The organism is Acidovorax sp. YS12, assembly GCA_021496925.1.
Lineage (GTDB): Bacteria > Pseudomonadota > Gammaproteobacteria > Burkholderiales > Burkholderiaceae_C > Paenacidovorax.
On record CP053915.1, the window covers coordinates 3,069,454 to 3,094,040 of the forward strand.

21 protein-coding genes are annotated in these 24,587 nt (G+C 68.2%); 7 read left to right on the forward strand and 14 right to left on the reverse strand.

Going from position 1 to position 24,587, the window contains the following annotated elements:
- Nucleotides 1-117 precede the first annotated feature (117 nt).
- The 4 genes from YS110_13890 (at nucleotide 118) to YS110_13905 (ending at nucleotide 3,597) form a co-directional block, all read left to right on the forward strand.
- Nucleotides 118-1,290 (forward strand): MFS transporter, encoded by a 1,173-nt coding sequence (locus tag YS110_13890; protein UJB67459.1) that lies wholly within the window; start codon nucleotides 118-120, stop codon nucleotides 1,288-1,290.
- 166 nt (nucleotides 1,291-1,456) lie between these two features.
- Nucleotides 1,457-1,999 carry a single-stranded DNA-binding protein gene (ssb, locus tag YS110_13895; GenBank protein ID UJB65764.1) on the forward strand — a complete coding sequence of 181 codons (543 nt, stop codon included), beginning with the start codon at nucleotides 1,457-1,459 and terminating at the stop codon, nucleotides 1,997-1,999.
- 295 nt (nucleotides 2,000-2,294) lie between these two features.
- A complete protein-coding gene (locus YS110_13900; GenBank protein UJB65765.1) occupies nucleotides 2,295-2,852 on the forward strand; it encodes a hypothetical protein in 558 nt (185 codons plus the stop codon).
- Between the two features lie 28 nt (nucleotides 2,853-2,880).
- Entirely contained in the window at nucleotides 2,881-3,597 is a 717-nt protein-coding gene (locus YS110_13905) for a Bax inhibitor-1 family protein (GenBank protein UJB65766.1), read from the forward strand.
- Nucleotides 3,598-3,654: 57 nt separating this feature from the next.
- Here the strand turns inward: YS110_13905 and mnmA are convergent, their stop codons facing one another.
- Genes mnmA through YS110_13930 form a run of 5 tightly spaced genes read right to left on the reverse strand, consistent with a single transcriptional unit; the run spans nucleotide 3,655 to nucleotide 8,934 of the window.
- A complete protein-coding gene (mnmA, locus tag YS110_13910; GenBank protein UJB65767.1) occupies nucleotides 3,655-4,794 on the reverse strand; it encodes a tRNA 2-thiouridine(34) synthase MnmA in 1,140 nt (379 codons plus the stop codon).
- A 23-nt stretch (nucleotides 4,795-4,817) separates the two neighbouring features.
- Nucleotides 4,818-6,536 (reverse strand): hypothetical protein, encoded by a 1,719-nt coding sequence (locus YS110_13915; protein UJB65768.1) that lies wholly within the window; start codon nucleotides 6,534-6,536, stop codon nucleotides 4,818-4,820.
- Nucleotides 6,470-7,222 carry an SDR family NAD(P)-dependent oxidoreductase gene (locus tag YS110_13920; protein UJB65769.1) on the reverse strand — a complete coding sequence of 251 codons (753 nt, stop codon included), beginning with the start codon at nucleotides 7,220-7,222 and terminating at the stop codon, nucleotides 6,470-6,472. The genes YS110_13915 and YS110_13920 overlap by 67 nt, the downstream gene beginning before the upstream one ends.
- Nucleotides 7,223-8,524, reverse strand: a complete 1,302-nt coding sequence (locus tag YS110_13925; protein UJB65770.1) for an FAD-binding oxidoreductase — start codon at nucleotides 8,522-8,524, stop codon at nucleotides 7,223-7,225.
- Entirely contained in the window at nucleotides 8,521-8,934 is a 414-nt protein-coding gene (locus YS110_13930) for a GtrA family protein (protein UJB65771.1), read from the reverse strand. The genes YS110_13925 and YS110_13930 overlap by 4 nt, the downstream gene beginning before the upstream one ends.
- A gap of 29 nt (nucleotides 8,935-8,963) precedes the next feature.
- Here YS110_13930 and YS110_13935 point away from each other — a divergent pair, with 29 nt between their 5' ends.
- Entirely contained in the window at nucleotides 8,964-9,848 is an 885-nt protein-coding gene (locus YS110_13935) for a decaprenyl-phosphate phosphoribosyltransferase (GenBank protein UJB65772.1), read from the forward strand.
- A gap of 2 nt (nucleotides 9,849-9,850) precedes the next feature.
- Nucleotides 9,851-10,273 carry a divergent PAP2 family protein gene (locus tag YS110_13940; protein UJB65773.1) on the forward strand — a complete coding sequence of 141 codons (423 nt, stop codon included), beginning with the start codon at nucleotides 9,851-9,853 and terminating at the stop codon, nucleotides 10,271-10,273.
- Nucleotides 10,274-10,432: 159 nt separating this feature from the next.
- Here YS110_13940 and YS110_13945 read toward each other — a convergent pair whose 3' ends face one another.
- The 3 genes from YS110_13945 to YS110_13955 all read right to left on the reverse strand — a co-directional run bounded on the left by YS110_13945 (nucleotide 10,433) and on the right by YS110_13955 (nucleotide 13,161).
- The gene (locus YS110_13945) at nucleotides 10,433-10,942 is read right to left on the reverse strand and encodes an NUDIX hydrolase (protein ID UJB67460.1); all 510 of its coding nucleotides are present in this window, start codon (nucleotides 10,940-10,942) and stop codon (nucleotides 10,433-10,435) included.
- A gap of 111 nt (nucleotides 10,943-11,053) precedes the next feature.
- A complete protein-coding gene (locus YS110_13950) occupies nucleotides 11,054-12,490 on the reverse strand; it encodes a sensor histidine kinase N-terminal domain-containing protein (protein UJB65774.1) in 1,437 nt (478 codons plus the stop codon).
- Nucleotides 12,487-13,161 (reverse strand): response regulator, encoded by a 675-nt coding sequence (locus YS110_13955; GenBank protein ID UJB65775.1) that lies wholly within the window; start codon nucleotides 13,159-13,161, stop codon nucleotides 12,487-12,489. Before YS110_13955 ends, YS110_13950 begins: the two co-directional genes overlap by 4 nt.
- Nucleotides 13,162-13,255: 94 nt before the next feature.
- Between YS110_13955 and YS110_13960 the strand changes: the two genes are divergently transcribed.
- Nucleotides 13,256-14,932: a VRR-NUC domain-containing protein gene (locus YS110_13960; GenBank protein UJB65776.1), complete on the forward strand. Its 1,677-nt coding sequence runs from the start codon at nucleotides 13,256-13,258 to the stop codon at nucleotides 14,930-14,932.
- Nucleotides 14,933-14,993: 61 nt separating this feature from the next.
- Here YS110_13960 and YS110_13965 read toward each other — a convergent pair whose 3' ends face one another.
- The 6 genes from YS110_13965 to YS110_13990 form a co-directional block, all read right to left on the reverse strand.
- The gene (locus tag YS110_13965) at nucleotides 14,994-17,162 is read right to left on the reverse strand and encodes a c-type cytochrome (GenBank protein ID UJB65777.1); all 2,169 of its coding nucleotides are present in this window, start codon (nucleotides 17,160-17,162) and stop codon (nucleotides 14,994-14,996) included.
- A 29-nt stretch (nucleotides 17,163-17,191) separates the two neighbouring features.
- A complete protein-coding gene (ttrA, locus tag YS110_13970; GenBank protein ID UJB65778.1) occupies nucleotides 17,192-20,341 on the reverse strand; it encodes a tetrathionate reductase subunit TtrA in 3,150 nt (1,049 codons plus the stop codon).
- 89 nt (nucleotides 20,342-20,430) lie between these two features.
- A complete protein-coding gene (gene nrfD / locus YS110_13975; protein ID UJB65779.1) occupies nucleotides 20,431-21,468 on the reverse strand; it encodes a polysulfide reductase NrfD in 1,038 nt (345 codons plus the stop codon).
- Nucleotides 21,469-21,479: 11 nt separating this feature from the next.
- Nucleotides 21,480-22,256: a 4Fe-4S dicluster domain-containing protein gene (locus YS110_13980; GenBank protein UJB65780.1), complete on the reverse strand. Its 777-nt coding sequence runs from the start codon at nucleotides 22,254-22,256 to the stop codon at nucleotides 21,480-21,482.
- A gap of 406 nt (nucleotides 22,257-22,662) precedes the next feature.
- Entirely contained in the window at nucleotides 22,663-24,084 is a 1,422-nt protein-coding gene (locus YS110_13985) for an FAD-binding protein (GenBank protein UJB65781.1), read from the reverse strand.
- Nucleotides 24,085-24,189: 105 nt separating this feature from the next.
- Nucleotides 24,190-24,402: a hypothetical protein gene (locus YS110_13990; GenBank protein ID UJB65782.1), complete on the reverse strand. Its 213-nt coding sequence runs from the start codon at nucleotides 24,400-24,402 to the stop codon at nucleotides 24,190-24,192.
- Nucleotides 24,403-24,587 lie beyond the last annotated feature (185 nt).

A 24,587-nucleotide genomic window follows, 5' to 3' on the forward strand; every position in this document is an offset into this window, starting at 1 on the left:
CGGGTGCCGTTTCTTCGTGCGGGGGCCGCCTGGGCGAGAATCACGCCTTTCACCTTCCCCCGCCCTTCCGGCTGCCGCCCTGTGTCTGCTTCGCCCACTCCCGCCGCCCCGACCCGCATGACCCCGCTGGAGCGCCGCGCCAGCATCAGCCTGGCGCTGATCTTTGCGCTGCGCATGCTGGGCCTGTTCCTCGTGCTGCCGGTGTTCGCGCTGGAGGCGCGCAAGTACCCGGGCGGCGACGACCCGGCGCTGGTGGGGCTGGCCATGGGCATCTACGGGCTGACGCAGGCGGTGCTGCAGTTGCCGCTGGGCCTGGCCTCGGACCGCCTGGGGCGCAAGCGCGTCATCGTCGCCGGGCTGCTGGTGTTCGCGGCGGGCAGCCTGCTGGCGGCGCTGGCGGATTCGCTCACCGGGCTGGTGGCGGGCCGCGCGCTGCAGGGGGCCGGGGCGGTGTCCGCCGCCGTGACGGCGCTGCTGGCCGACCAGACGCGCGATGCCGTGCGCACCAAGGCCATGGCGCTGGTGGGCGGCAGCATCGGGCTGATGTTCGCCATCGCGCTGGTGGCGGCGCCGGCCCTGGCGGCGGCCGTCGGGCTGCCGGGGCTGTTCGGGCTGACCTGCGCGCTGGCGCTGGCGGGCGTGGCCATCGTGCTGTGGGGGGTGCCGCCCGAGCCCGCGCGCCATGCCGATGCGCCGCGTGGCCGCCTGGCCGACCTGTGGCGCCATGGCGACCTGCTGCGCCTGAACCTGGGCGTGTTCGTGCTGCACACGGTGCAGATGGCCATGTGGGTGGCCGTGCCCGCCATGCTGGTGCAGGCTGGTCTGGCCAAGAGCGCGCACTGGCACGTCTATCTGCCGGCGGTGGTGCTGTCCTTCCTGGCCATGGGCGGGCTGTTCGCCATGGAGCGGCGCGGGCGCCTGCGCGCCGCGCTGCTGGCGGCCATTGCGCTGGTGCTGCTGGTGCAGGTGGCCCTGGGGCTGATGGCGGCCAGCGGCCAGCCGCCCGCGCTGGCCTGGCTGGCGGTGGTGATGTTCATCTTCTTCTGCGGCTTCAACGCGCTGGAGGCCACGCAGCCGAGCCTGGTGTCGCGCATGGCGCCGCCCGCGCTGCGCGGCGCCGCACTGGGGGCGTACAACACACTGCAGTCGCTGGGCCTGTTCGCTGGCGGCGCGCTGGGCGGGCTGCTGGCCAAGTGGGCGGGCGCGGGCGGGCTGTTCGCCGCCACGGCGCTGCTGACGGCGCTGTGGCTGCTGCTGACGTGGCCGCTGCGGCCCGTGGGCCGGTACTGACCGGCGGCCCCGCGGGGCATGTGTGGGCTTTTTGAATACGGCCTGTGCCAGCGGCCCGCAACCCCGTTATGCTGCGCACCGGCGGCCTCGCGCGAGGCCGCTTCATTCGCTCGTCTGGCCCGGAAACATTCCCCCTGCCTTCCGGGCTACTGCCAAAGGAATTTTTATGGCTTCCGTCAACAAAGTAATCATCGTCGGCAACCTGGGCCGCGATCCCGAGATGCGCACCTTCCCCAGCGGTGACCAGGTGGCCAACGTCACCATCGCCACCACCGACCGCTGGCGCGACAAGAACACCGGCGAAAACAAGGAGGCCACGGAGTGGCACCGCGTGGTGTTCAACGGCCGCCTCGCCGAGATCGTCGGCCAGTACCTGCGCAAGGGCTCGCAGGTCTATGTGGAAGGCAGCCTGCGCACGCGCAAGTGGACCGACCAGTCGGGCGCGGAGAAGTTCACCACCGAAATCCGCGCCGACACCATGCAGATGCTGGGCAGCCGCCAAGGCCAGGGCGGCGGTGGCGGCTACGGCGCCCCCGATGACGGCTACGGCGATGGCGGCGGCTACGAGGCGCCGCGCCGCGCCGCGCCGCCCCCCATGCAGCAGCGTCCCGCGCCCGCCCCGCGCCCGGCACCGGCTCCCGCGCCCATGGCACCGCCGCCGCGCGCGGCCTCGGGCTTCGACGACATGGACGACGACATTCCGTTCTGATCCGCCTTGCCGCTGCGGCAAGTGCTTGCACGAAGGGCGCCCGCGGGTGCCCTTTTTGCTACTGAATGCATAGCTTCACCCCCTTGAAGGAAGGGCGCCTGCAGGCTTTTACAACGGTTTGGCACAAGGCCGCCCCTCCAGTTTGTCAAGTGAAGCCTGGGGGCGACAGAACCAACGATTCCTTACACGATTTCCTTTTCTTTCACAGATGATCGGGCCCCTGCGCTGGGCTGGCGGTCAGGCGCAGGCACATCAAAACCATACAACTGCCGCAAAAGAGAGAAAGGGAAACGCCATGGGATTCATCCGCAAGATCCTGATATTCATCACCGGCTACGCTTGGCTGCTGGTTCTGGCCGGGCCGGGGCTGATCGCCCTGTCGGTCTACAGCGGCTGGAAGGCCGACGCGGACCACGCCTACACGGCCCGCGACCAGCTGGCCACCGTGAGCGGCAAGGTGCTCGAGGCCTCGGAGGTCACGGTGAAGAAGCGCCGCCGCGCCACACAGCACTACTACCAGATCAACGTGCAGCCCGACGGCGGCGGCGAGGTGCAGAAGCTCCACATCGACCAGAGCACGCCCAAAGCGCTGGTGGCCGCCATGATCGACGAGAAGGTGGAGGCCCTGGTGGACCGCGGCGACAGCAATCTGGTGTACGACATCCGGGTCGGCGGCGTCCCCGTCATCACCTACGAGACCACGCAGCAACGCCTGCAGGCCAAGGCCGAATCGACGGCGCAGTCGTTCAGCGGCGCGGGCCTGTGGGTCGTCGCCATCTTCCTGACGCTCATCGGCGTGGGGGGCATGTGGTCCAACCGCCGCCTGCGTGCCGCCCACGAGGCCGCCGCCTGAGTTTGCCAACCTATTTCCGGAAGCATTCATGACCTCCAACGCACTCACCCCCGGCGCGCCGGAAGGCGCGCCCTTCGCGCGGCGCGATTTCATCGTCTCGACCTACCAGCACCTGGGCGCGGCCATCCTGGCCTTCGTGGCACTGTCGGCCGTGCTCATGTTCAGCGGCCTGTCCAGCGCCGCCGCCCGGATGCTGCTGTCCAGCGGCAGCAAGTTCCTGTGGCTGGGCGTGCTGGGCGCCTTCATGCTGGTGGGCTGGCTGGCCTCGCACCTGGCCGACAACGCCGAGAGCGCGCAAACCCAGCGGGTGGGCCTGGGCCTGTACGTGCTGGCCGAAGGGCTGATCTTCGCGCCCATGTTCGGCATCGCCCAGCTGGTGGCGCCGGGTGCCATCGGCGCGGCGGCGTTCATCACGCTGCTGCTGGTGGGCGCGCTGACCTGGACGGCGTTCACCTCCAAGACGGATTTCTCCTTCCTCGGCGGCATCCTGAAGGTGGTGGGCCTGGTGACGCTGGGCACCATCATCGCGGGCGCGATTTTCGGCTTCAAGCTGGGAATCTGGTTCTCGGGCCTGATGGTGGCCTTCGCCGGTGCCTGCGTGCTGTACGACACCTCGCGCATCATCCACGACTACCCGGCCGACCGCCCCGCAGGCGCGGCGCTGCACCTGTTCGCGTCGATCGCGCTGATGCTCTGGTACGTGCTGCGCATCCTCATCAGCCTGGCCAATAGCAGCGATGACTGAGCGGCTGTGCTTCAATCGCTTCGCTTTTGATAGCTTTTAGCGCTTGCTGCACAAGGGCTAGAGCCGTTTTTCTTCGATTTCCTCGGGCAGCGCCTGGGCCGCGGCAATGACGCCGCCGCCCAGGCAGACCTCGCCGTCGTACAGCACGGCGCTCTGGCCCGGGGTCACGGCCCACTGGGCCTCGGGGAACTGCAGGGCGAAGCCATCCGGCACGGCCTGCAACTGGCAGGCGGCGTCCTGCTGGCGGTAGCGCGTCTTGGCGGCGTAGGCCCCGGGCGCGGGGGCCTGGCCGGCGCACCAGCTCGTGTCCTGCGCCACCAGGCGGTGCGACAGCAGCCAGGGGTGGCCGTGCCCCTGCACCACGCGCAGGACGTTCCTGTCCAGCTCCTTGCGGGCGACGAACCAGGGCGCATGTTCGCCCGCGCCGCGTGCCGCGCCCTTCTCCTTCACGCCGCCGATGCCCAGGCCCTGGCGCTGGCCCAGGGTGTAGAACGACAGGCCGACGTGCCGGCCCAGCTTGCGCCCCCTGTCGTCGAGGATGGGGCCGGGCTCCTTGGAGATGTAGCGGTTCAGGAACTCGCGGAACGGCCGCTCGCCAATGAAGCAGATGCCGGTGGAATCCTTCTTCCTGGCGTTGGGCAGGCCGATTTCCTCGGCGATGCGGCGCACCTCGGTCTTGTGCAGCGCGCCCACCGGGAACAGCGTCTTGGAGAGCTGCGCCTGGTTCAGCCGGTGCAGGAAGTAGCTCTGGTCCTTGGCCGGGTCCAGCCCCTTGAGCAGCTCGAACAGGCCCGTGGCCGGGTTCTGACGCACGCGCGCGTAGTGGCCGGTGGCAATTTTTTCCGCGCCCAAACGCATGGCGTGGTCAAGAAAGGCCTTGAACTTGATCTCGGCGTTGCACAGCACGTCGGGGTTGGGCGTGCGCCCCGCCTGGTACTCGCGCAGGAACTCGGCAAACACCCGGTCTTTGTACTCGGCGGCAAAGTTGACGTGCTCGATCTCGATGCCCAGCACGTCGGCCACGCTGGCGGCATCCAAAAAGTCTTGGCGGCTGGAGCAGTATTCGCTGTCGTCGTCATCCTCCCAGTTCTTCATGAAGATGCCGACCACCTCGTGGCCCATTGCTTTAAGAAGGTGGGCCGTGACGGCGGAGTCCACCCCGCCCGACAGGCCCACGACGACGCGCTGTTTTTTCATAGGGCTGGAATTATCCCAGCCGTCTACTCCTGCGCTCTCAGCAGTTCCGCCCCCTCGATGATGAGGAAGTCCTTCCTGGCCAGCATGGCTGCGAAATCGTCGCCAAAACCTATCAGGAAGCGATACCCCTCAAGCGGGCCGATGTCAGATTTCTTGATGACCACCTTGCCATTGGCAGGCGCCTCATCCGGACTCCAGGCGGGTGTATCGCCACCACGGCAGAAACCATATTGCCAGGAGCCGTACATGAACAGCGTGGTGACCTGCCAATCAGGAGCACCCGCCTCCCACTCGTGGGCCGTGGTGGACTGCCTGTACAGGAAGAACTTCTGATCCTTGAGTGAATGCGTGGCCGTATCGAATTCAAATGAATCCATCGTGGCTTTTGCCAGCCTGAATCTTTTCTCTCCACCATGACCTGCCGATGGTGAAAAGGCACAAAGACCAGGATCGAAATAAATCACGTCACCTTCACCCGCATGGAATCTGGAAACACCTTGCCGCCATGCCTCTCCGCCAAATTTTCCGGCCACAGGATAGAAAATAGACGAAGAAACCCCATTCAGTGCCAGGAGCACCAGAATGGCAATCTCCAGCCGGCGCCGACGGAATGCGGAACTCACCAATGCGCCGAAAAGAAGCGCCGCGGGCGCGAAAAGATACCGTGCGCCAAAAAATGGTGGATAGCCCAACACCATATCCTTGCCCAGCATGGAAGCGAACGTCAGCGCCGTCAGAACCATGGATGCCGCAAGCAGCCAGCGCCCGTTTTCATCGGTACGCCTCCAGAAAAACGTATAAACAGCAGCCACCAGCATTGCCAAGAGCCAGCGTACCGCGCCATGCTGAACCAGCAGAGGATGAACAACATTGGCACAACGCATGCAAATGTTGTTGAAAACGAGGTGAAACGAGGCAAACACCCCGAATACATCGACTGGGAAAGAGATGGCCCGAGAATTCTGCTGCAAGGCCAGAACGAGCACCGCCCCCACCGACACCGCCAGCCCGAAAAGCAGCCACTTTATTCTTTTCTCAAGCACAGCGCGGATGACGAACAGCGGTGCAAGAAAAGCACTGCCCGGCCCCGACAACCCCGCCAGAAGCGCCACGCAAAAATTGAAGCAGGTGACAGGCAAGCCCCCCGCCATCCTCGGTGCCGCCAGAATCATGGAGGCGGCCAGGAGCATCCAGAATTGGCTGTTGATGGAGTTCAACCAGGTCTCGAAAGATTGAAAGACCAGCAGCGGAATCAGCAGGAAGACTGCTTGCCTTGCCCTGTGACCATCAAAATACCGGTTGAAAATCACCACACAGGGAATTAAAAGCTGTATTGCCAGACTGACAATCAGCGCCCCATAGGGTGCATAGTAAAGCGGAAGCTGCGCGGACACCCAGCCTGCAATGTTTGCGGGAAACGACAAATATCCCAAAGGCATCGCCGTCACCGTCTCCAGGAGACCGATGACCCTGCCTTGCAGGAAGTAGACAACCCCCTCCTCGGCCCAGAAACGAGGTTTCAGGAAAAGGATGGGGGCCTTGACGAAGGTGGCGGCAAAATAAACAAAGAAGAGAAGCAGCCCCGTGAGAATATTTTTATATGGGTTGCTCAGCGTATTGTATTTTTTCAAGAACATGGCTTTTGCCCTGACTCCCTGGGTCTTTCCCGCAGGCTTTAGATATTCATCTTGTTGAAGATAAACGATGGCAGATGCCGGATGACCATCATGATCAACCACCATTTACCCGGCGCGTAAACCACCGGCTTGCCTGCTGCGATGCCATCCACGATATGTTTCGCCACGCTTTCCACCGGTGCCAGCTTGGCGCCCTGGCCCTTGAGGTGCGCGGTCATCGGGGTATCGGTCGGGCCGGGCTTGACCAATACGACCCGCACGCCGGTACCCGCGAAACGATGCTGCAGCCCCTGGGCGTAGCGCGTGACCATCCCTTTCGCCGCGCCGTAGGCGTAATTGGATTTGCGCCCTCTGTCGCCAGCCACCGAGCCGATCAGCGCCATGGTGCCGTGGCTGGCTTGCGCCATGTGCCTGGCAAAGGCCTCGGCATACAGCACGGGCGAGACGCCATTGATGGCCAGCGCATCCTGGCATGCCTGCAGGTCGTCCTGGCATTGCGCCTGCTCGGGCAGCGAGCCATGGGCGATCAGCACGGTATCCACTCGGCCTGCCTCGAAAATACGCGCAGCCACAGCGTCGATGGCTGCGGGGTCCAGAAAATCTGCCTGAAGGATCTGGATTTCCGATTGCGGGCTGCGCGCCCTCAGATCGGCGGCCACCCGTTCAGCACGTTGCGCATCCCGCGCCACCAGAACCAGGTCAAGGGGCTGGCTCTGCAGCCACAGCCGGGCGCAATGCTCGGCAATCGCCGAGGTGGCGCCAATGAGGACGATTCTTTTCCTGTCGTGCATTCAACTTCCCATCAAACGGCGTGAGAGGCCGGAACTGATGCCCCGATCCCGGTATTTCAAGAATTCCGGCAGGCGCGGATAGCCCGCCTCGAAAAGCGCCCTGGGCATGCGTGCATCCTTGGCCAGATAGATGCGGCCCCGGGCCTCGGCCACGATGGCGTCGAGGCGCGCGAAAAGTTTCTGCGTGCGCTCCCCGTGGTTGGGAAAATCCAGCGCCAGCGTGGCGCCAGGCTGCGCAAAGCTCAGCATTCCGGCCGGCTCGCGGTTGCCGAATGTCTTCAGGACGGCGAGAAAGGAGCCATCGCCGAAGCGGGCGATTTCCTGCAGCATGGACTGGACCGCATCCCGCGCCACCCCGCGCGGCACCACGCTCTGATACTGGAAGAATCCCCTGGGGCCGTACATGCGGTTCCATTCGAGCAGATTGTCCAGGGGATAGAAAAAGGGCTCGTAATGCGTGACAGCCCGGCCTGCGCGCCATTTCTTCAGATGGTAGTAGGCCATGTTGAAAGGGCGCAGCGAGAGCCGGTTGACCAGCGAAACCGGCGGCACGATGGGCATGGTCAGCTGGCGGCCCGCAGGCGCTGGCCGCTGCCCTGCGGCAACGGGGTTGCCACGCATGAACAGACCGCGCCCGCCGCTGCCGGGGATGCAGTCGATCCAGGACACGGTGTGTTCCCACTGCGCCTCGGAATCATCGGCAAGCTCGAAGAATTCATCCAGATTGGCGTAGGGAATGGTGTCGGTTTCCAGCCAGGGGCCGGGAATACGGCGCAACTGGATCTCGGCCTGCACGATCACCCCGGTCAGCCCCACGCCGCCGACCGTGGCGGCGAACCAATCGGGGCGCTCATCCGGCCCGCACTCGATGGTTTCGCCATCGGTGCGAATGAGGGTCAGGCGCTGGACATGGTCGCCGAACGCGCCCAGCACATGGTGGTTCTTGCCATGCACGTCGTTGGCAATGGCGCCGCCCACCGTCACCAGTTGCGTGCCGGGCGTGACCGGCAGGATCCAGCCGCGTGGAACCGCCAGCCGCTGGATGTCGCGCAGCAAGACCCCTGCTTCGCACACCAGACGGCCGGTGCGGTCGTCGAAGGCAATGAAATGGTCCAGCCCCGTCGTCAGCCAGAGCGTGCCCTCCGGGTTCAGGCACGCATCGCCATAGCTGCGGCCCATACCATGGGCGACTCCCGGCGCGCCCCCGCACGAGAGCGCCTCCGTGACCTTGCGCGGATCGTTCAGGCCGACGACGCGGTGCGGATGGGCGCTGAGGCGCCCCCAGGAGGAAACCGGCCTCATGCGCCCTCCGAGCGGAAGACGTAGCGCTTGTCGAGGTGGTATTTCGTCAAATAACCGATGGCCAGGCCAATGATGCCGCCCAGGTAGCGCATTTCCCGGGTTTCAAAGAGGTGCTGGAAGCCGAACTCGAACCCCCAGAAAACCACGGTGGTGGCCAGGCCCATGACGGTGTAGAGAGCGAAAGTCCGGGTGTCGTGGGCGACGCTACGTGCACGAAAACGAAAGATGTAGCGTTTATCGAGGACATATTTGACAACGAGACCGACCCCGGTGCCCACGATGACCGAGGCCAGAATGTCGAAGGCCCCGCTGTAGGTACGAATGGAGAGATCCTGGGCACCAATGTTCGCTGCGGTAGCGATCAGTGCGAAAATGGCATATTTAATTGCCAGCTTGGTCGAGGCAAGCATTTAATGTTATCACCGAGGTTCAAAAAGCAATGCATGGTACCGTAACGGCCCACTCGCCCCTGACGCGGATGTTGGGGTTAATCAAGCTGATGCGGCCAAAACAGTGGGTCAAGAATGGTTTCGTTCTGGCGCCACTGATTTTTTCCGGGGAATTCCTGAACGCGGATGCGGTCAGCCAGGCCTTGCTGGCCATGCTGCTGTTCTGCGTGGCGTCGTCGGCAACGTATGTCATCAACGACATGCACGACATCGAACATGACCGGCGCCACCCCCATAAGTCCCGCACCCGCCCTCTGGCCGCCGGGATCGTCTCCGTGCCTGCGGCACTGGCTCTGCTCGCCGTCCTCTATGCCGTGCTGGCGTGGGGCTGGTTCGCCGCCCCGAAGGTGGTGATGGTGATCGCCGCCTATCTGGTGCTGAACCTGGCCTACACCTTCGTGCTCAAGCACCAGCCCGTGGTCGATATTTTCACCATCGCCATTGGTTTCGTGCTGCGGGTCTATGCCGGTGCCATGACGCTGGGCGTGCCAGTCTCCTCCTGGATGGCCATCACCACGCTGTGCCTGGCGCTGTACCTGGCGGCCGTCAAGCGGCGCCAGGAATTGAGCCAGAGCGGCACCGAGGGCCGCAAGGTGCTGGAGAAATACTCCGTGGCGCTGGTGGACCGCTACGCCGAGATGTCCGCCACCGGCGCGCTGCTGTTCTACAGCATGTTCGTGATGTCGGCCAGGCCCGCGCTGGTCATCACGGTTCCGCTGGTGCTGTTCGGCCTGTTCCGCTACTGGTTCGTGGTGGAAGCCCTGGAGGGCGGCGAGTCGCCGACGGATGCGCTGCTGGCCGACTGGCAACTGCTGCTCACGGTGGTGCTGTGGGTGGCCGCCTGCGGCTGGGCGTTGTGGCCAGTGGGAGCGTGACCATGGACGGCAGCTACGCCCTGACCCCTTTTCTGGCCTGGCTCGTGGCTGGTGTCACGAAATTCATCGTCAACAGCATCAAGGCCCGGCAACTGGCGTTCGGGCTGATCGGATACGGCGGCCTGCCGAGCAACCACAGCGCCATCGTCAGCAGCATGGCGGCCCTCATCGCGCTGAAGGAGGGCATTGGCCATCCCGCCTTTGGCGTCGCCGTCACGCTGGCGGGCATCGTGATGCTGGATGCCAACAGCCTGCGCCGGCAGGTGGGCAAGCATGCCGAGGCCATCAACAAGCTGGCCGCCAACACCCCGGAGCACCCGCCGCTGCGCGAGCGCATGGGCCATACGCGCCTGGAAATAGCGGCCGGCATCGGCGTCGGCATTGCGGTTGCCGCCGCGGTGCACAAGTTTCCTGTCTGGTTCTAGTGTGCTGTCCTGCAAATAACTGCACATGAAATCGCGTCTTCGCGTTCAGGGCGTCGTTGCAAATCCTCGTGATAGCTACGGCTATCACTGCGGTTTGCGCCTCGCCCTGAACACGAATCCATCGATTTCATTTCGTGCAGCTATTTACGGGACAGCACACTAGGCGCGCACGACCCGGGGCGTATGCACCGGCGCCTGCAGCACGCTGGCATCGGTGTGCACCAGCTCCAGCGGCGCGCGCCGGCCCGCCAGAAAGTCCTCGATGCACTGCAGCACCAGCGGGCTGCGGTGGCGCTCGGCGCAGGCGCGGATCTCGGGCAGCGTGAGCCACACCGTGCGCACGATGCCGTCGTCCAGCGTGCGCCAGCCGTGGTGCGTGCCCACGCGCCCGGCAAAGGCGAAGCGCAGGTAGGTGATATCGTCGCCCGTGCGCGTGCGCGTGAAGCGGTTCAGGTACACGCCCACCAGCGCCTCGGGCTCGAAATCGTAGGCCGTCTCCTCCAGCACCTCGCGCACGCAGGCCTGCAGCGGCGATTCGCCCGGATCCAGGTGCCCAGCCGGGTTGTTCAGGCGCAGGCCGTCGGCCGTGTCTTCTTCCACCAGCAAAAAGCGGCCTTCGTGCTCGACGATGGCCGCCACGGTGACGTTGGGTTTCCAGCGGTTGGGCATGGCGGGCATTATGGCCGCGTGCCATGCCGGGGCGATGACGCGGTGTACCACGCCCGCAACGCTCTCCAATTGATAGCTTCCAGCGCTTGCCTGGCAAGCGCTGGAGGGCTCTCAGCCCTTCAAGCCATGCGGTGTGCGCTGCAGTGGCAGAAGCAGCCGCGCCTCCAGCCCAGGGCGCGCGGGGGCCAGCACCAGCCTGCCGCCCACGCTCTCGGCAATGCGGTGCACGATGGTCAGCCCCAGGCCGCAGCCCGGGCCACTGGCCGTCTTGCGCCAAAAGCGCTGCGCGGCCTGCGCACACTCCGCGGGCGAAAGGCCCGGCCCCTGGTCGCGCACACGGATCTCCACGGCCGCGCCAGCGGCCCCCTCCACCCATTGCAGCGTGGCGCTCACCGGGCCCTCGCCCTGGTGGTGGCGCAGGGCGTTGTCCAGCAGGTTGGAGACGGCGCCGGTGAGCAGCGCAGGCGGCAGCGGCAGGGCCGCCTGCGCCCAGGGCGCGGGGCCTTCGTCCGGCGCGGGCAGCACCTGCACCGCGACGGCGGGCACCGCCCGGCCTTCGTGCGCGGCACGCTGGCGCGACTGGCGCACGGCCAGCGCGAACGCCTGCACGATGGCCTCGCCCTGCGCCCCCTCGGCGCTGCCCTGGGCGCTGGCGCTCTCCAGCCGCGCGAGCTGCAGCAGTTGCTCCAGCGTGGCGTGCATGTGGCCGATGCCCTCCTGCGCCTGGCGCAGCGCATCGCCCGCCTGCGCGGGTGGGCCCGCCTGGTCCAGCACCAGTTGCGCCACCTGCACGTGCGTCTTGATGGCCGTGAGCGGGGTGCGCAGCTCATGGGCGGCGTCCATCGTCCAGCGGCGTTCGTGGGCGATGGCGGCATCCATGCGCGCAAGCAGACCGTTCAGGCTGTCCACCAGCGGCGCCAGCTCCACCGTGTCGCGGCCCGCGCACACGGGCGTGGGGTCGTGCGGCGGGCGCCGCGCCAGCTCCTCGCGCAGGTGGCGCAGCGGCCGCAGGCTGCGCGTGCTGATCCACCAGGTGAGCAGCAGCACGCCCGCCAGCGCCAGCGCGAAGGGCAGCACCAGCGTGCGCACCACCGTCTGCACGAGGTGCTCGCGCACATCCAGCCGGTCGGCCGTGGCCACGCGCAGGCCGTTGTCCTCCAGCACGTAGGTGCGCCAGGCCTTGCCGCCTTTGGTGATCTGGCCGAAGCCGGGGCCACCGAGGGTGGAGAAATCGGGCCCGTTGCCGGTGCGGGCGATGGGCCGCACCTCGACCTCGCTGCGCACCAGGCTCACCTCGCAGGCCACGCCGTCGCGCGCGATCACCGACTGCAGCGCCTCCTGCTCGGCGGGCGTGGGCAGCCTGCCGTCCGCGGGCTGGAACTGGTGCACGATGCTCGCCACCATCTTGGCCGAGGCGATCAGCCGCTCGTCGAGCATGGTGCGCAGCTCGCGCTGCATGTGCGTGAACTGCCACGCGGCCACGCTGCCCCAGAGCACGCACAGCGTCAGGCTCAGGCCCAGCACGAGGCGCAGGCGCAGGCTTTTCATGCGCTGCGTCCTAAACGAAAACCTACGCCGCGCACCGTCTCGATGATGTCCGCGCCGAGCTTGCGGCGCAGGTGGTGCACGTGCACGTTGACGGTGTTGCTGCCCACGTCGAGGTCGAAGCCGTACAGGCTGTCGTGCAGCTGCGCGGGCGTGAGCGTGCGCCCATGCGCCTGCAGCAGCGCAGCGAGCAGCGCCCATTCGCGGCGCGAGACGTCAACGCGCGCGCCATCGCGCCAGACCTCGGCCGTGTCCATGCGCACCTCGCAGTCGCCCAGCGCCAGCCGGTCGCTCGCGCGGCCCGCGGCGCGGCGCAGCAGGGCGCGCAGGCGCAGCACCAGCTCCTGCAGGTCGAAGGGCTTGGTCAGGTAGTCGTCGCCGCCGCCCTCGAAGCCGGCCACCTTGTCCTCCAGCGTGCCGCGCGCGGTGAGGATGAGCACCGGCACATCGACCGCCGCCGCGCGCCAGCGCTGCAGCAGGGCGATGCCGTCGCCGTCGGGCAGGCCCAGGTCGAGCACGCAGGCGGCATAGGGCGTGGCGTGGCGGGCGCCGTCCATGCGCTCGCGCGCGGTGGCGGCATCGGGCGCCACGTCGCAGGTGAAGCCGTGCAGCTCCAGCCCGGCGCGCACGCCGCTGGCCACCAGCGCGTTGTCTTCGACGATCAGGATGTGCATGGCGGGCAAAAAGCCCGCATTCTAGGAAGGGCGCGTTATCGCAGCATTACGGTGGCGTTGCTATCATCCACTGTATAAACGCACAGTTTTTGGTATGCCGCCCGGCCCGCCGCTCCCGCCCCACCGCTTCTATTACCTGCACAACTTCCAGCGCGCGCTGGACTGGGTGCAGGCGCGCCATGGCGACCTGCTGGACGATGCGGAGCAGCAGTTCCTGGCCTGCTTCCGTGCGCTGCCGCAGGACGCGCGGGCGCTGCTGGTGCGCATGGTGATGCGGCGCGGGCCGTGGTTCCGCGCCAGCAAGCTGGCATACGAGGAGATTCCCCACACTGAAGAGGCCGCTGCGCCGCTGCTGGCGCTGGGCTGGCTCTGCACCGAGCAGGATTTAAGCCTTTCCGAGCTTTTCGCCTTGCACACCAAGCGCGAGCTGCTACAGATTTTGCAGGGCGCGCCGCTGCACGCCGCCATGCGCAAGGCCGACATGCTGCAGGCGCTGGCCGACCGCGCCGGCCTGCGGCAGCCCTACGCCGCATGGAACCCGCAGGCCACCGAGCCCGCCTGGCGCGTGATGGTGGGCGAGCGCTGCGAGCGCCTGCGGCTGATGTTCTTCGGCAACCTGCACCAGGGCTGGTCGGAATTCGTGCTGGCCGACCTGGGTGTGTTCCGCTACGAGGCCGTGCCGATCGATGCCGCCTCGCGCGCCTTCCAGAGCCGCGCCGACGTGGACCGCTACCTCGCCTTGCACGCCTGCCGCCGCGCGCTGGACGAGGGCGCCGACCGCGCCGCGCTGCTGCAGGACGCGCTGGCCTGCGCCAGCGCCCACCCGTGGCTGGAGCAGCGCCGCGCCAAGGTGCTGCTGCGCATCGGCCAGTCCTGCGAGCGCGCGCAGGACTGGCCGCTGGCCGCCCAGGCGTACACCGCCAGCCGCTTCCCCGGCGCGCGCCACCGGCACATCCGCGTGCTGGAGCGCATGGCCTGCCTGCACCAGGCGCTGGCCCTGGCCAGCCAGGCGCTGGACGCGCCCGAGAGCGAAGAAGAACGCCAGCGCGTGGCGCGCATGCTGCCGCGCCTGCGCCGCGGCCTGGGGCAGGGCGCGGGCACGCGCCGCACCGCGCTGGCCCCGGCCGTGGCCGTGGCCGCGCTGCGCGAGGACGTGGCGCTGCCTCCCACCGAGCCGCCCGGCGCCGTCGAAGATGCGCTGCGCGACCACTGGCACCGCACCGACGCGCCGGTGTTCTACGTGGAGAACACGCTCGTCAACGCGCTGTTCGGCCTGCTGTGCTGGCCGGCCGTGTTCGCGCCGCTGCCGGGCGCGTTCTTCCACCCGTTCCAGAGCGGCCCGGCCGACCTGGGCGCGCCGGATTTCGTGGCGCGCCGCCGGCCCCTGTTCGACGCCTGCCTGGCCGAGCTGGAGGACGGCCGCTACCGCGCCACCATCCTCCAGCGCTTCGCGGACAAGCACGGCACGCAGTCGCCCTTCGTGGCCTGGGGCGCGTTGACCGGGGGCCTGCTCGGGCTGGCGCTGGACTGCATGCCGCCCGCGCACCTGCGCCTGTTTTTCGAGCGGCTGCTGCGCGACCTGAAGGGCAACCGCACCGGCCTGCCGGACCTGGTGCGCTTCTGGCCTGCCGAGCGGCGCTACGAGCTGGTGGAGGTCAAGGCGCCGGGCGACAAGCTGCAGGACAACCAGATCCGCTGGCTGGACTACTGCGTAGCCCAGGGCATCCCGGTGCGCGTGTGCCACGTGCAGCGGAGCACGCTCCCGGTTTGATAGCTGCCAGCGCTTGATGGACAAGGGCTGGCGGCATTTTTTACCTGTATCCCACAGGTTCTCAGTAGCGCGCATCCGAGGGCTTGCCGCCCTTGGGCCAGTCCTTGACCTTGGGCGCGAAGTCGGGACGCGGCATGTGGCTGAAGTACTCGGCCACATCGACGGCCTCCTGGTCGGTCAGCCCGCCCTGGCCCAGCGGGAAGCCGCCATGGAAGGCGATGGGCATGTTGCGCTTGACGAAGGCCGCCGCCGTGTAGGTGCGCGCCATGCCCGCGCCGATGTTGAACGACTCGTCGCCCCACAGCGGCGGATAGACCATCTCGCCCCTGGCGTTCTTGATGCCCTCGCCGTTCTCGCCGTGGCAGATGGCGCACTGGGCGGCGTAGACCTTCTGGCCGTTCCCGGGGTTGGGCACGATGTTTTTATCGATCTTGCCGACGCCACGGCCTTCCACCTTGTCCTCAGGCTTGGTGGCGCCCTTCATCCAGTCGAAGAAGGCCACCATCGCCTGCATCTCCTCGCCATCGACCGGCAGCGGCTTGCCGTTCATCGAGCGGCGGAAGCACCCGTTGATGCGCTCCTTCAGGTCGATCTCGCGGCCCGCGCGCGCGCCGTAGCTCGGGAAGAAGGCCGACACGCCGATGTACGGCGAGCCGTCGGCCACGGTGCCGGCGTTCAGGTGGCAGCTCGCGCAGTTCATCCTGGCGCCCACGTTGTGCGGCAGCATGCGCGCGGTATCGATGTTCAGGCGCGCGCCCAGCACGAGTTGCTGGGCGTTCTTTTCCTTCAGCATGTCGGCCAGGCGCGGCGTCTCGAACGGGCGGCGCTTGTCGGCCGTGGCATCGAGCTGCTTGCGCGCGCTGGCCACTTCGGCGGCCTGGATCTCGCGCGCATCGGCGCGGCCCCAGGCGCGGCGCGTGAAGTTCAGGATGTCGGCGATCTCCGCGTCACCCAGTTGGGCAAAGGCCGGCATGGTCAGCGCCTTGGCGTGGCTGAGCGTGACCGGCGCCTTCCAGCCCGTGAGCATGATGTGGATCAGCGTGGCGGGGTCCTGCGACTGCAGCGTGTTGTTGCCCGCGAGCGAAGGGAACACGCCCGGCACGCCGTCGCCGTTGCCACGGTGGCAGTCGGCGCAGAACTGCAGGTAGCCCAGGCCGCCGCGCGTGGTGAACAGGTTCGCCGGCGCATCGCCAGCGGGTGCGGCGGCCTGGTGCGGTGCGATGGCCGGGCCGGGGCCTTGCGCCACCTGCATGGGCAGGTCATCCTTGCCGGGCGGCAGCGATTTCAGGTAAGTGCCGATGGCGAGCAGGTCGCCGCCGGTCATGTACTGCGTGCTGTGCTGCACCACGTCCACCATGTTGCCCGAGACGGTGCCGTGCTTGTTGCGGCCGGTCTTGAGCAGCTCGGCGGTTTCCTCGGGCGTCCAGAGGTTGCGCAGGCTCAGGGCGCGCCAGCCTTCGACGGTTTCGCCCGCCAGGAACAGGGCGCCCTTGCCGCCTTCGCCGGTCATGGTCTTTTCCTGGAACATCAGGCCGCGCGGCGTGTGGCAGGCGCCGCAGTGGCCCAGGCCCTGCACCAGGTAGGCGCCGCGGTTCCACTCGGCGCTTTGCTGCGGCTGGGGCGCGAACGGTGCGTCGTCCAGGAACAGCCCGTTCCACAGCGCCAGGCCCCAGCGCTGGTTGAACGGGAAACCCATCTCCGACGCCTTGTTGGCCGCCTGCACGGGCTTGACGCCCTGCATCAGGTAGGCGTAGAGCGCCTGCATGTCCTCGCCCGTCATCTTGGCGTACGAGGGGTAGGGCATGGCCGGGTACAGGTTGTGCCCATCGGCGGCCACGCCCTTGCGCATGGCGCGGTCGAACTGCGCGAAGCTGTAGGCGCCGATGCCGTGCTGTTTGTCGGGCGTGATGTTGGTGGAGTAGAGCTTGCCGAAGGGCGTCTCCAGCGCCAGGCCGCCCGCCATGGGCTGGGACTTGTCGCCCGTATGGCAGGCCACGCAGTCGCCCAGGCGCGCGACGTAGCGGCCGCGCTCGACCTGCGCGCGCTGCTGCGGCGAGAGGTCGGCCGCGTAGTCGGCGGGCAGGTCGTCGATGACCTGGGGCATCTGCGCATGGGGCGTGGCGGCCAGCTCCTGCGCGAACGAGACGGCCAACCCAGCCAGGCCCAGCGCGGCCACGGCGGCGGCGGCGGCGGCGGCAGGCAGCGCGTGGATTTTCTTCGGGGGTTTCATCGGTGTTTCCTTCTTGGAATGGGAAAAGGTCAGACCCGGCGCACCTGCACCGGCAGCCCCTGGCGCACCACGGCGCCGGATACCCAGTCGATCCACACGTTGTCTTTTGCGGGCCGCGTGGGGTCGGCGAAGCCCAGGGCGTTGAGGTTCACGCCGTTGCCGTGCTGCGGGTTGCGGGCCATGGGCCGGCCGTCCACGGTGTGGGCCGCGGCGCCGAGCTGCGTGTGGCCGTAGCCGTATTCGATGGCGATGGCGCCCCGGGCGATGCCGCCGCGCACCAGGGCCACGCCTTGCACGCTGCTGCCGGGGGTGCGCACCTCGATGCGGTCGCCGTTGGCGATGCCCAGCCGCGCCGCGTCTTCCTGGTTCAGGCTGATGGGGTTGTGCGGATGCACCTGGCGCAGGCGCGAGGCGGCGATGGACATGCTGCTCATCAGGTTGGACTTGTAGCTGCTCATGGTGAGCGGCCAGTCCTCCTCGGGGTAGTGCGCGCGCATGCTGCTGCCGTCGGCGAAGCGCGTGGGGTACCACGTGGGGCAGCCCGCGTAGCGCTCGCCGGTCATGGAGTGGCGCATCTTCGCCAGCCCCTCGTGCCAGAGCTGCACGGGGAACTTGTGCGCGGCCTTGACGTGCTCGCCCTGCCAGGCGTCCTCGATCCGGTCGAAGCGCCCGCCGCGGCTCATCACCATGGCCACGCGGCGCACTTCCTCGGGCTGCAGGCGCTGCTGCAGCGCGGGCATCCAGCGCGTGAGGCCGGTGAGGGCGATGTCGTCGTCGCTGGCCTCGGGCACGGGCTTGCCGGCCTGGTAGGCGATGTTGCACATGCCGCGCAGGTAGAAGTCCTCGGGGGTTTCCAGGTCGAGCGGCGCGCCGTCGCGGGTAGCCATGGCGTTCTTGCCGAAGCCGGGCAGGCCGAGCTGTTTGGCCACGGCGAAGACAAAGGTCTCGAAGCCCACGGGCCGGCCTTCGGCCGTCTTGGCCGTGGCGGCCTCGACCACGGGCCAACGCACCGTGCTGCTCTTGGCGACCACGTCGGCCCAGGGCGCGCCGATGCCCCAGCTCTCGTAGGTCACGGTGTCGGGCACGATGTAGTCGGCCAGGGCCGAGGTTTCGTTGATGAACGGATCCACCGAGACGAACAGCGGCAGCTTCTTCGGATCCTTGAGCGCCGCCGCCAGCGTGTTCTCGAAGCCGCAGATGGCGTACACCGGGTTGCTCATGTGGTTGATCCACGCCTTCACCGGGTAGGGGTAGCCCAGCAGGCCGGCGGCCAGCATCTCGCTGGAGAGGCCGCCGGGCGCCGGGTACCACGGCGCCTGGGCGGGGTAGGGGTTCTGGCCCGCGTCCTTCCTGCGCTTGAACTCGCTGGTCTTCTCGTAGGGAAAGCGCGTGCGCGACAGCGCCACGCCCGTGGCCTTCACCGCGCCCTCGAACTGCGCGAAGTTGTAGCGCGGCCCAGGGCCGAAGGGGCCGAACGGCCCGGCGTCCAGCACCCAGCCGCCCTGGACGTTGAGGTTGCCGATCAGGTTGTTCAGCATGGCGATGGCGTAGGCCGTGTAGAAGCCCGCGCCGCTCATGGTGCCGCCGTGCGAATTGGCCACGGCCTGCTTGCCGTGGCTGGTGAATTCGCGCGCCAGGTCCTCGATGTCCTGCACGGGCACGCCGCACAGGTCGGAATACTCCTGCAGCGTCTTGCGCCGCGCCTCCTCGCGCAGCTTCACGAACGCGCTGCAGACGGGCAGGGGCGCGCTGCCGCCCGGCGGCGTGAAGTCGCGCTCCACCGCCAGCGCGGCGCTCTGCGCGATGGTGTGGGGCGCCAGCGTGCCGTCGGCGAGCTGCACCACGTACACGTCCTCGGCGGGCGTTTTCTCGTCGATGGGCGCGGGCATCGGCAGGCCGATGTCGGCGCCGCGCAGGAACTGGCCGTAGCGCGGGTGCCGGGGGTCGTTGACCAGCAGGTGCGTGGCGTTGCTCCAGCTGGCTTCGCCGGCCGCCGCCATGGCCGCCGGGCCGGGCTGGGTGAGGAACGCGGCGTCGTAGCGCGCGTGGTCGATGATCCAGCGGATCATGCCCATCACCAGCGCCAGGTCGGTGGCGGGCTTGATGGGCAGCCAGCGGTTGTTGCCGCCCGCCGCGTGGCTGGACGACATGGGCAGCACGGGCGACACCACCACGTAGCGGTAGCTGTTCTCCTCGCGCGCGCGGGCCTCGGACAGCTCGCGCCCCATGCGCTGGAACGGGTTGCCCGCCTGCGCGGGCGCGGTGCCGATGAAGAGGCCGAAGCGCGAGTTCTTCCAGTCCGGCTTGCCGTGCGGCATGCCGGGAATGTTGCCCAGCGCCGCCGCCGTGCCCACGCGGTAGGTCTGGCCGCAGTAGGCGCCGTGGTTGGCCACGTTCACCGTGCCGAAGGACTGGCGCGCGAAGCGGTTGATGAGCGGCGTGCGGCCTTCGTTGGAGGCGTCGGTCACCAGCAACTGGTTGGCCCTGGGGCCGTATTCGGGGTTCTCGGGGTCGATCGGCGTCTTCACGTCGCGGATGGCGGCCAGGCCGTCCACGTGGCCCTCGCCGAACAGGTCGCCGCCCTCGCAGATTTCCTTGACCAGCTGCTCGAACGGGATCGTCTTCCACTGGCCCGATCCGCGCGGCCCCACGCGCTTGAGCGGCGCGAGCACGCGGTGCGCGGCCGTCTGGTGCTCGAACATGGCCGAGCCGCGCGCGCAGCTCGTGGCGCGGCCTTCCAGGCCGTTGTCGCCGCCGAGCTGGGCGTAGACCTCGCGCACCGGCGTCTCCATGGGCGCGTGGTGCGTGGTGGCCAGCGGGTGGTAGGGGTTGCCGGCCACGCGCAGGATGCGGTTGTGCGCGGTGTCCACGCGCACGCGGATGCCGCACTGCGTCCAGCAGCCCAGGCAACTCGATGGGCTGACCACCTGGCCCGGCTGGGTCGTGAGCTGGCCGGTCGCGGGGTCGATGCGGAATTCGGGCGTGAGCGAATTGCCGCGCGTGGCGCTTTGCGTGGCCGTGCCGGAGGTGCCGGCGACCAGGCCCTTGGCGCCGCGCGCCAGGGTTTCGCCATAGCCCGCGGCGAAGGCGGCCAGGCCGCCGGCCACGGCGCCGCCGCGCAACAGCAGGCGGCGGCGTTCGCGTTCAGGGGATTCGGGGGGGGAGTTCTTGTCGGTCATATGCGCCTTTCACGGGGCAGTACTGTGCTACTGTTTAGATAGCTTCCAGCGCTTGCCCCTGTTGGGTTGGAGGCTGATTTCGCTGTGATTCAGGCAACATGGCCCTGGCGGGCGGGGAACAGCTCCAGCGCCCAGCCCGCCATGGCCACCAGCGCCACGCACAGGCCGGCCACGCCCAGCATGCCCAGCAGGCCGTCGCCGCCCAGCGGCATGTGGTACAGGTACAGGCCCGCGCCGAACTTGGGCACGCCCTGCACGCCCATGAACAGCGCCCAGCGGAAGGCCCAGGCACTGGCCGCGAGGCCCACGCCCAGCACCAGCGTGTAGCCCGGCGCGTCCAGGCGGTGGCGCCCGCGCAGCAGCGCGCCGAGCACGGCAGCGCCGAACACAGCCGAGCCCAGCATCGTCAGGCGCCACACGGGGAAGTCGCGCCACAGGCGCAGCGCGGCGTTGAACGACGGGCTGTCGCCCCGCAGCCCCGCGAGCACCCAGGCCAGCGCCACGGCCGCCAGCGCCGCGGCCAGCAGCAGCCCCAGGCCGCGCAGCCGCTGCAGCGCGGCGGCGCCGGGGCGCAGGCCGGCGGGCAGGAAGCGCTCCAGCACGAAGGCCGCGCCCACGGTGGCCAGCCAGCCGGTCAGCGCCAGGTTCACCGGCACCCACAGCGTGTGCCACAGCGGGCGCGCGCGGACCACCATCATCTCGGCGCCGGTGTAGAAAGTGATGGACAGGGCCGAGAGCACCAGCAGCGGCGCCAGCGCGCGCATCCAGCCCACGCGGCCCAGCCACCAGCTCGCGCACAGCGCGATGCCGAGGGTGACGAACACCGGCAGCAGCAGCGCGCCCACCGACATCCACGACCACGGCGTGAAGTGCGCATAGAAATGCCAGAAGCGCGCGGGCTGGTGCAGGTCTGCCAGCAGCGACACCGGGGCGGCGATCACGCTCACTGCCAGGGTGAGCACGGCCACGGGCAGCAGGCGGCGCAGCGGGCCGTCCGCCGGCGCCCAGGCGCACAGCGCGGCCAGCAGCGCAGCGCCCGTGGCCACGCCGGCCAGGAAGAAGTACTGCACGGCCCAGGGCAGCCAGGCGGCCTCGTAGTGCGGGGTGAGGAGTTCGATGATCTGCATGCCGCGCTCCTTCAGTGTTCAGCGACCAGGCGCAAGCTGGCCTGGCCGTCCACGCCGTTGACGAATGCATCGGGCAGGCCGATGTAGAACACGCGCGGCGCGGTCTTCATGCCGGGCTTGAGCACCTTGATCGCGTCCTGGTGTTCTGCCAGGCGGCGGTTGATCTCGCTGTCCGGATCTTGAAGGTCGCCGATCACGCGCGCGCCGCCCACGCAGCTCTCCACGCAGGCGGGCAGCAGCCCGGCCTCCAGCCGGTGCTCGCAGAAGGTGCACTTGTCGGCGGTCTGCGTCTCGTGGTTGATGAAGCGCGCGTCGTACGGGCAGGCCTGCACGCAATAGCCGCAACCCACGCAGCGCGCGTTGTCCACCAGCACGATGCCGTCGGTGCGCTGGAACGTGGCCTGCACCGGGCACACGGGCACGCAGGGCGGCTCGTCGCAGTGGTTGCACAGGCGCGGCAGGCTGACCATGGCGGGCGCGCCGCCGTCGGGCTTGTCGATCTCGTACTGCAGCACCGTGGTGCGGAACTGGCCGATGGGCGGCTGGTTCTCCACCGAGCAGCTCACCGTGCAGGCCTGGCAGCCGATGCATTTGCGCAGGTCCACCAGCATGCCGAAGCGCTTGCCCTCCATGCCGGGGCGGCGCGGAGGCTGGAAGCCGGCCATGGCCGGTGTGGCCGCACCCGCGAGGCCGAAGGCGGTGGCCAGGCCCACAAGTTCCTGCAGGAAAGTGCGCTTGCCCGCCTGCGCCACGGCAGCGGGGCTTGAAGGGGGAAGGGATCGGGACATGAATCGTGGGATTTTGTTAATGCGGATTTGATTATTGATTTATCCGCATATTTTCAATTGATGGAAATCAATTGAAAACACATTAACAAAATTCATTATTCAAGAATAAACTTTCCTATATTAAACATCCTGAATTAAGTGATTATTAAATAATCCCGAGCAACGCACAAAGGCATGCAAGCCACTGTCCCGCATGGAAAAAAAGGCGCAGCCATCCATTCGCCCATGGCGTCCGGGTATTTTCCTGGGATATTCGCCAATGCCCACGCAATGGGCGCGGGCGGCGCGCGTGGCCCCCGGGCTGCATACTGCGGCGGGCATCCGGCCGCGCACCGCCGTGATGCACGGCCAAAACTGCCTCCAGCGCTTAGGGGGCAAGCGCTGGCAGCTCATCAAACCATAGCAACTACAACGTGAAAATCTTCCCGGGGTTCAGGATGTCCTGCGGGTCCAGCGCCCGCTTGATGGCCCGCATCATGGCCACGGCCCCCTCCCCGGCCTCGTCCACCAGGAAATCCATCTTGTGGATGCCCACGCCATGCTCGCCGGTGCAGGTGCCCTGCATGCGCAGCGCGCGGGCCACGAGCTGGTGGTTGAGCTGCTCGGCGCGCGCGCGTTCGCCGGGGCTGTCGGGGTCGATGAGGTAGCCGAAGTGGAAGTTGCCGTCGCCCACGTGGCCCACCAGGAAGTACGGGATGCCGCTGGCGTCGGCCTCGGCCACCGAGTCGAGCAGGCAGTCGGCCAGGCGGCTGATGGGCACGCAGGTGTCGGTGCTGATGGCCTTGCAGCCGGGGCGGCTCTGCACGGCGGCGAAGTAAGCGTTGTGCCGCGCCGTCCACAGGCGCGTGCGCTCCTCGGGGGTGGAGGCCCACTCGAAGGCGTTGCCGCCAAAGTCCTGGGCGATGGCCTGCACTGTCTCGGCCTGCTCCTGCACGCCGGCGGGCGAGCCGTGGAATTCCATGAGCAGCAGCGGCTCCTCGCGCAGGCTGAGCTTGCTGTGCGCGTTGACCATGCGCACCGAGTTGGCGTCGATCAGCTCCACGCGCGCGATCGGCACGCCGAGCTGGATGGTCTGGATCACGGTGCGCACGGCGGCCTCGATGCTGGGGAACGAGCAGATGGCCGCGCTCACTGCCTCGGGCAGCGGGTACAGGCGCACGGTGACTTCGGTGAACAGGCCCAGCGTGCCCTCGCTGCCCACCATCAGGCGCGTGAGGTCGTAGCCCGCGCTGCTTTTCTTGGCGCGCGTGCCAGTGCGGATCACCTCGCCGCTGGCCGTGACCACCTCCAGCGCCAGCACGTTCTCGCGCATGGTGCCGTAGCGCACGGCATTGGTGCCGCTGGCGCGCGTGGCGGCCATGCCGCCGATGCTGGCGTCGGCGCCGGGGTCGATGGGGAAGAACAGGCCCGTGTCCTTGATGGCCTCGTTCAAGGCCTTGCGCGTGATGCCGGGCTGCACCGTGACGGTGAGGTCGTCGGCGTTGACGGACAGCACGCGGTTCATGCGCCCCAGGTCGATGCTGATGCCGCCCTGCACGGCCAGCAGATGCCCTTCGAGCGAGGAGCCCGCGCCGTAGGGGATTACCGGCACCGCATGCCGCGCGGCCAGGCGCACGGCGTCCTGCACGTCCTGCGTGCTCTCGGCGAACACCACGGCGGCGGGCGGCGGCGCCTGGATCGAGCCCTCGTCGCGCCCGTGCTGCGCGCGCACGGCGGCGGCCGTGCTGCACTGCGCGCCAAAGCGCGCGGACAGCGCCGCCAGGAAGGCCTGCGGCACGTCGCGCGCGGGAGATGGCGCGGGAGATGGGGTGGGGGCGAGGCGGTCCATGGCAGGCGGGGGCGGTGGGGAAGCGAAAAAGAATACCACCGCGAACGTGCGACGCCGTGGCGGGCGGCAAGCCGCGCCACGGCGTCGCGGGCGGACGGGGAAGGGTCAGGCCGAGGGGATGGGCGCGCCGTCGCCGTCAGGGCGCTGGCGCTCCGGCGCTGGGCGGGTGTCGGGCTGCCAGGCGCGCAGGGCCTGGGCCTTGCGGCCGGGCTCGGCGGAGTAGGCCCAGGCTGCCGTGCCGTGGCCCAGCGAGAGGGCGGCGAACAGCAGCAGGCTCGCGGTTTCGAACGGGAACTGGGGACGTGGCGTGGCCTTCATCGGGGAGAGACTCCGTAGGAAAGTGGAACACGCGCCCATTGCACCGCAGCCTGGCGGGCCAGGCCAGTTCTTTTGCCTGCTGTTTCCCATGCCAACATTTGCGAGCGCCGTGTAAAGCCCTGGGCACGCAGGGGCGATGGCGGCCGTCCGGGACAATCGCGTCCCCCCTGTTTTTCTGGAGACGA

Coding starts and splice junctions, on each gene's coding strand:
- YS110_13960 (UJB65776.1), top strand. CDS start 13,256: ATGCCGCCCGGCCCGCCGCTCCCGCCCCACCGCTTCTATTACCTGCAC.
- YS110_13915 (UJB65768.1), bottom strand. CDS start 6,536: ATGGTGGTTGATCATGATGGTCATCCGGCATCTGCCATCGTTTATCTT.
- YS110_13990 (UJB65782.1), bottom strand. CDS start 24,402: ATGAAGGCCACGCCACGTCCCCAGTTCCCGTTCGAAACCGCGAGCCTG.
- YS110_13955 (UJB65775.1), bottom strand. CDS start 13,161: ATGCACATCCTGATCGTCGAAGACAACGCGCTGGTGGCCAGCGGCGTG.
- YS110_13935 (UJB65772.1), top strand. CDS start 8,964: ATGCATGGTACCGTAACGGCCCACTCGCCCCTGACGCGGATGTTGGGG.
- YS110_13920 (UJB65769.1), bottom strand. CDS start 7,222: ATGCACGACAGGAAAAGAATCGTCCTCATTGGCGCCACCTCGGCGATT.
- YS110_13905 (UJB65766.1), top strand. CDS start 2,881: ATGACCTCCAACGCACTCACCCCCGGCGCGCCGGAAGGCGCGCCCTTC.
- YS110_13945 (UJB67460.1), bottom strand. CDS start 10,942: ATGCCCAACCGCTGGAAACCCAACGTCACCGTGGCGGCCATCGTCGAG.
- YS110_13900 (UJB65765.1), top strand. CDS start 2,295: ATGGGATTCATCCGCAAGATCCTGATATTCATCACCGGCTACGCTTGG.
- YS110_13980 (UJB65780.1), bottom strand. CDS start 22,256: ATGTCCCGATCCCTTCCCCCTTCAAGCCCCGCTGCCGTGGCGCAGGCG.
- YS110_13965 (UJB65777.1), bottom strand. CDS start 17,162: ATGAAACCCCCGAAGAAAATCCACGCGCTGCCTGCCGCCGCCGCCGCC.
- YS110_13940 (UJB65773.1), top strand. CDS start 9,851: ATGGACGGCAGCTACGCCCTGACCCCTTTTCTGGCCTGGCTCGTGGCT.
- YS110_13950 (UJB65774.1), bottom strand. CDS start 12,490: ATGAAAAGCCTGCGCCTGCGCCTCGTGCTGGGCCTGAGCCTGACGCTG.
- YS110_13930 (UJB65771.1), bottom strand. CDS start 8,934: ATGCTTGCCTCGACCAAGCTGGCAATTAAATATGCCATTTTCGCACTG.
- ttrA (UJB65778.1), bottom strand. CDS start 20,341: ATGACCGACAAGAACTCCCCCCCCGAATCCCCTGAACGCGAACGCCGC.
- nrfD (UJB65779.1), bottom strand. CDS start 21,468: ATGCAGATCATCGAACTCCTCACCCCGCACTACGAGGCCGCCTGGCTG.
- mnmA (UJB65767.1), bottom strand. CDS start 4,794: ATGAAAAAACAGCGCGTCGTCGTGGGCCTGTCGGGCGGGGTGGACTCC.
- YS110_13925 (UJB65770.1), bottom strand. CDS start 8,524: ATGAGGCCGGTTTCCTCCTGGGGGCGCCTCAGCGCCCATCCGCACCGC.
- YS110_13985 (UJB65781.1), bottom strand. CDS start 24,084: ATGGACCGCCTCGCCCCCACCCCATCTCCCGCGCCATCTCCCGCGCGC.
- ssb (UJB65764.1), top strand. CDS start 1,457: ATGGCTTCCGTCAACAAAGTAATCATCGTCGGCAACCTGGGCCGCGAT.
- YS110_13890 (UJB67459.1), top strand. CDS start 118: ATGACCCCGCTGGAGCGCCGCGCCAGCATCAGCCTGGCGCTGATCTTT.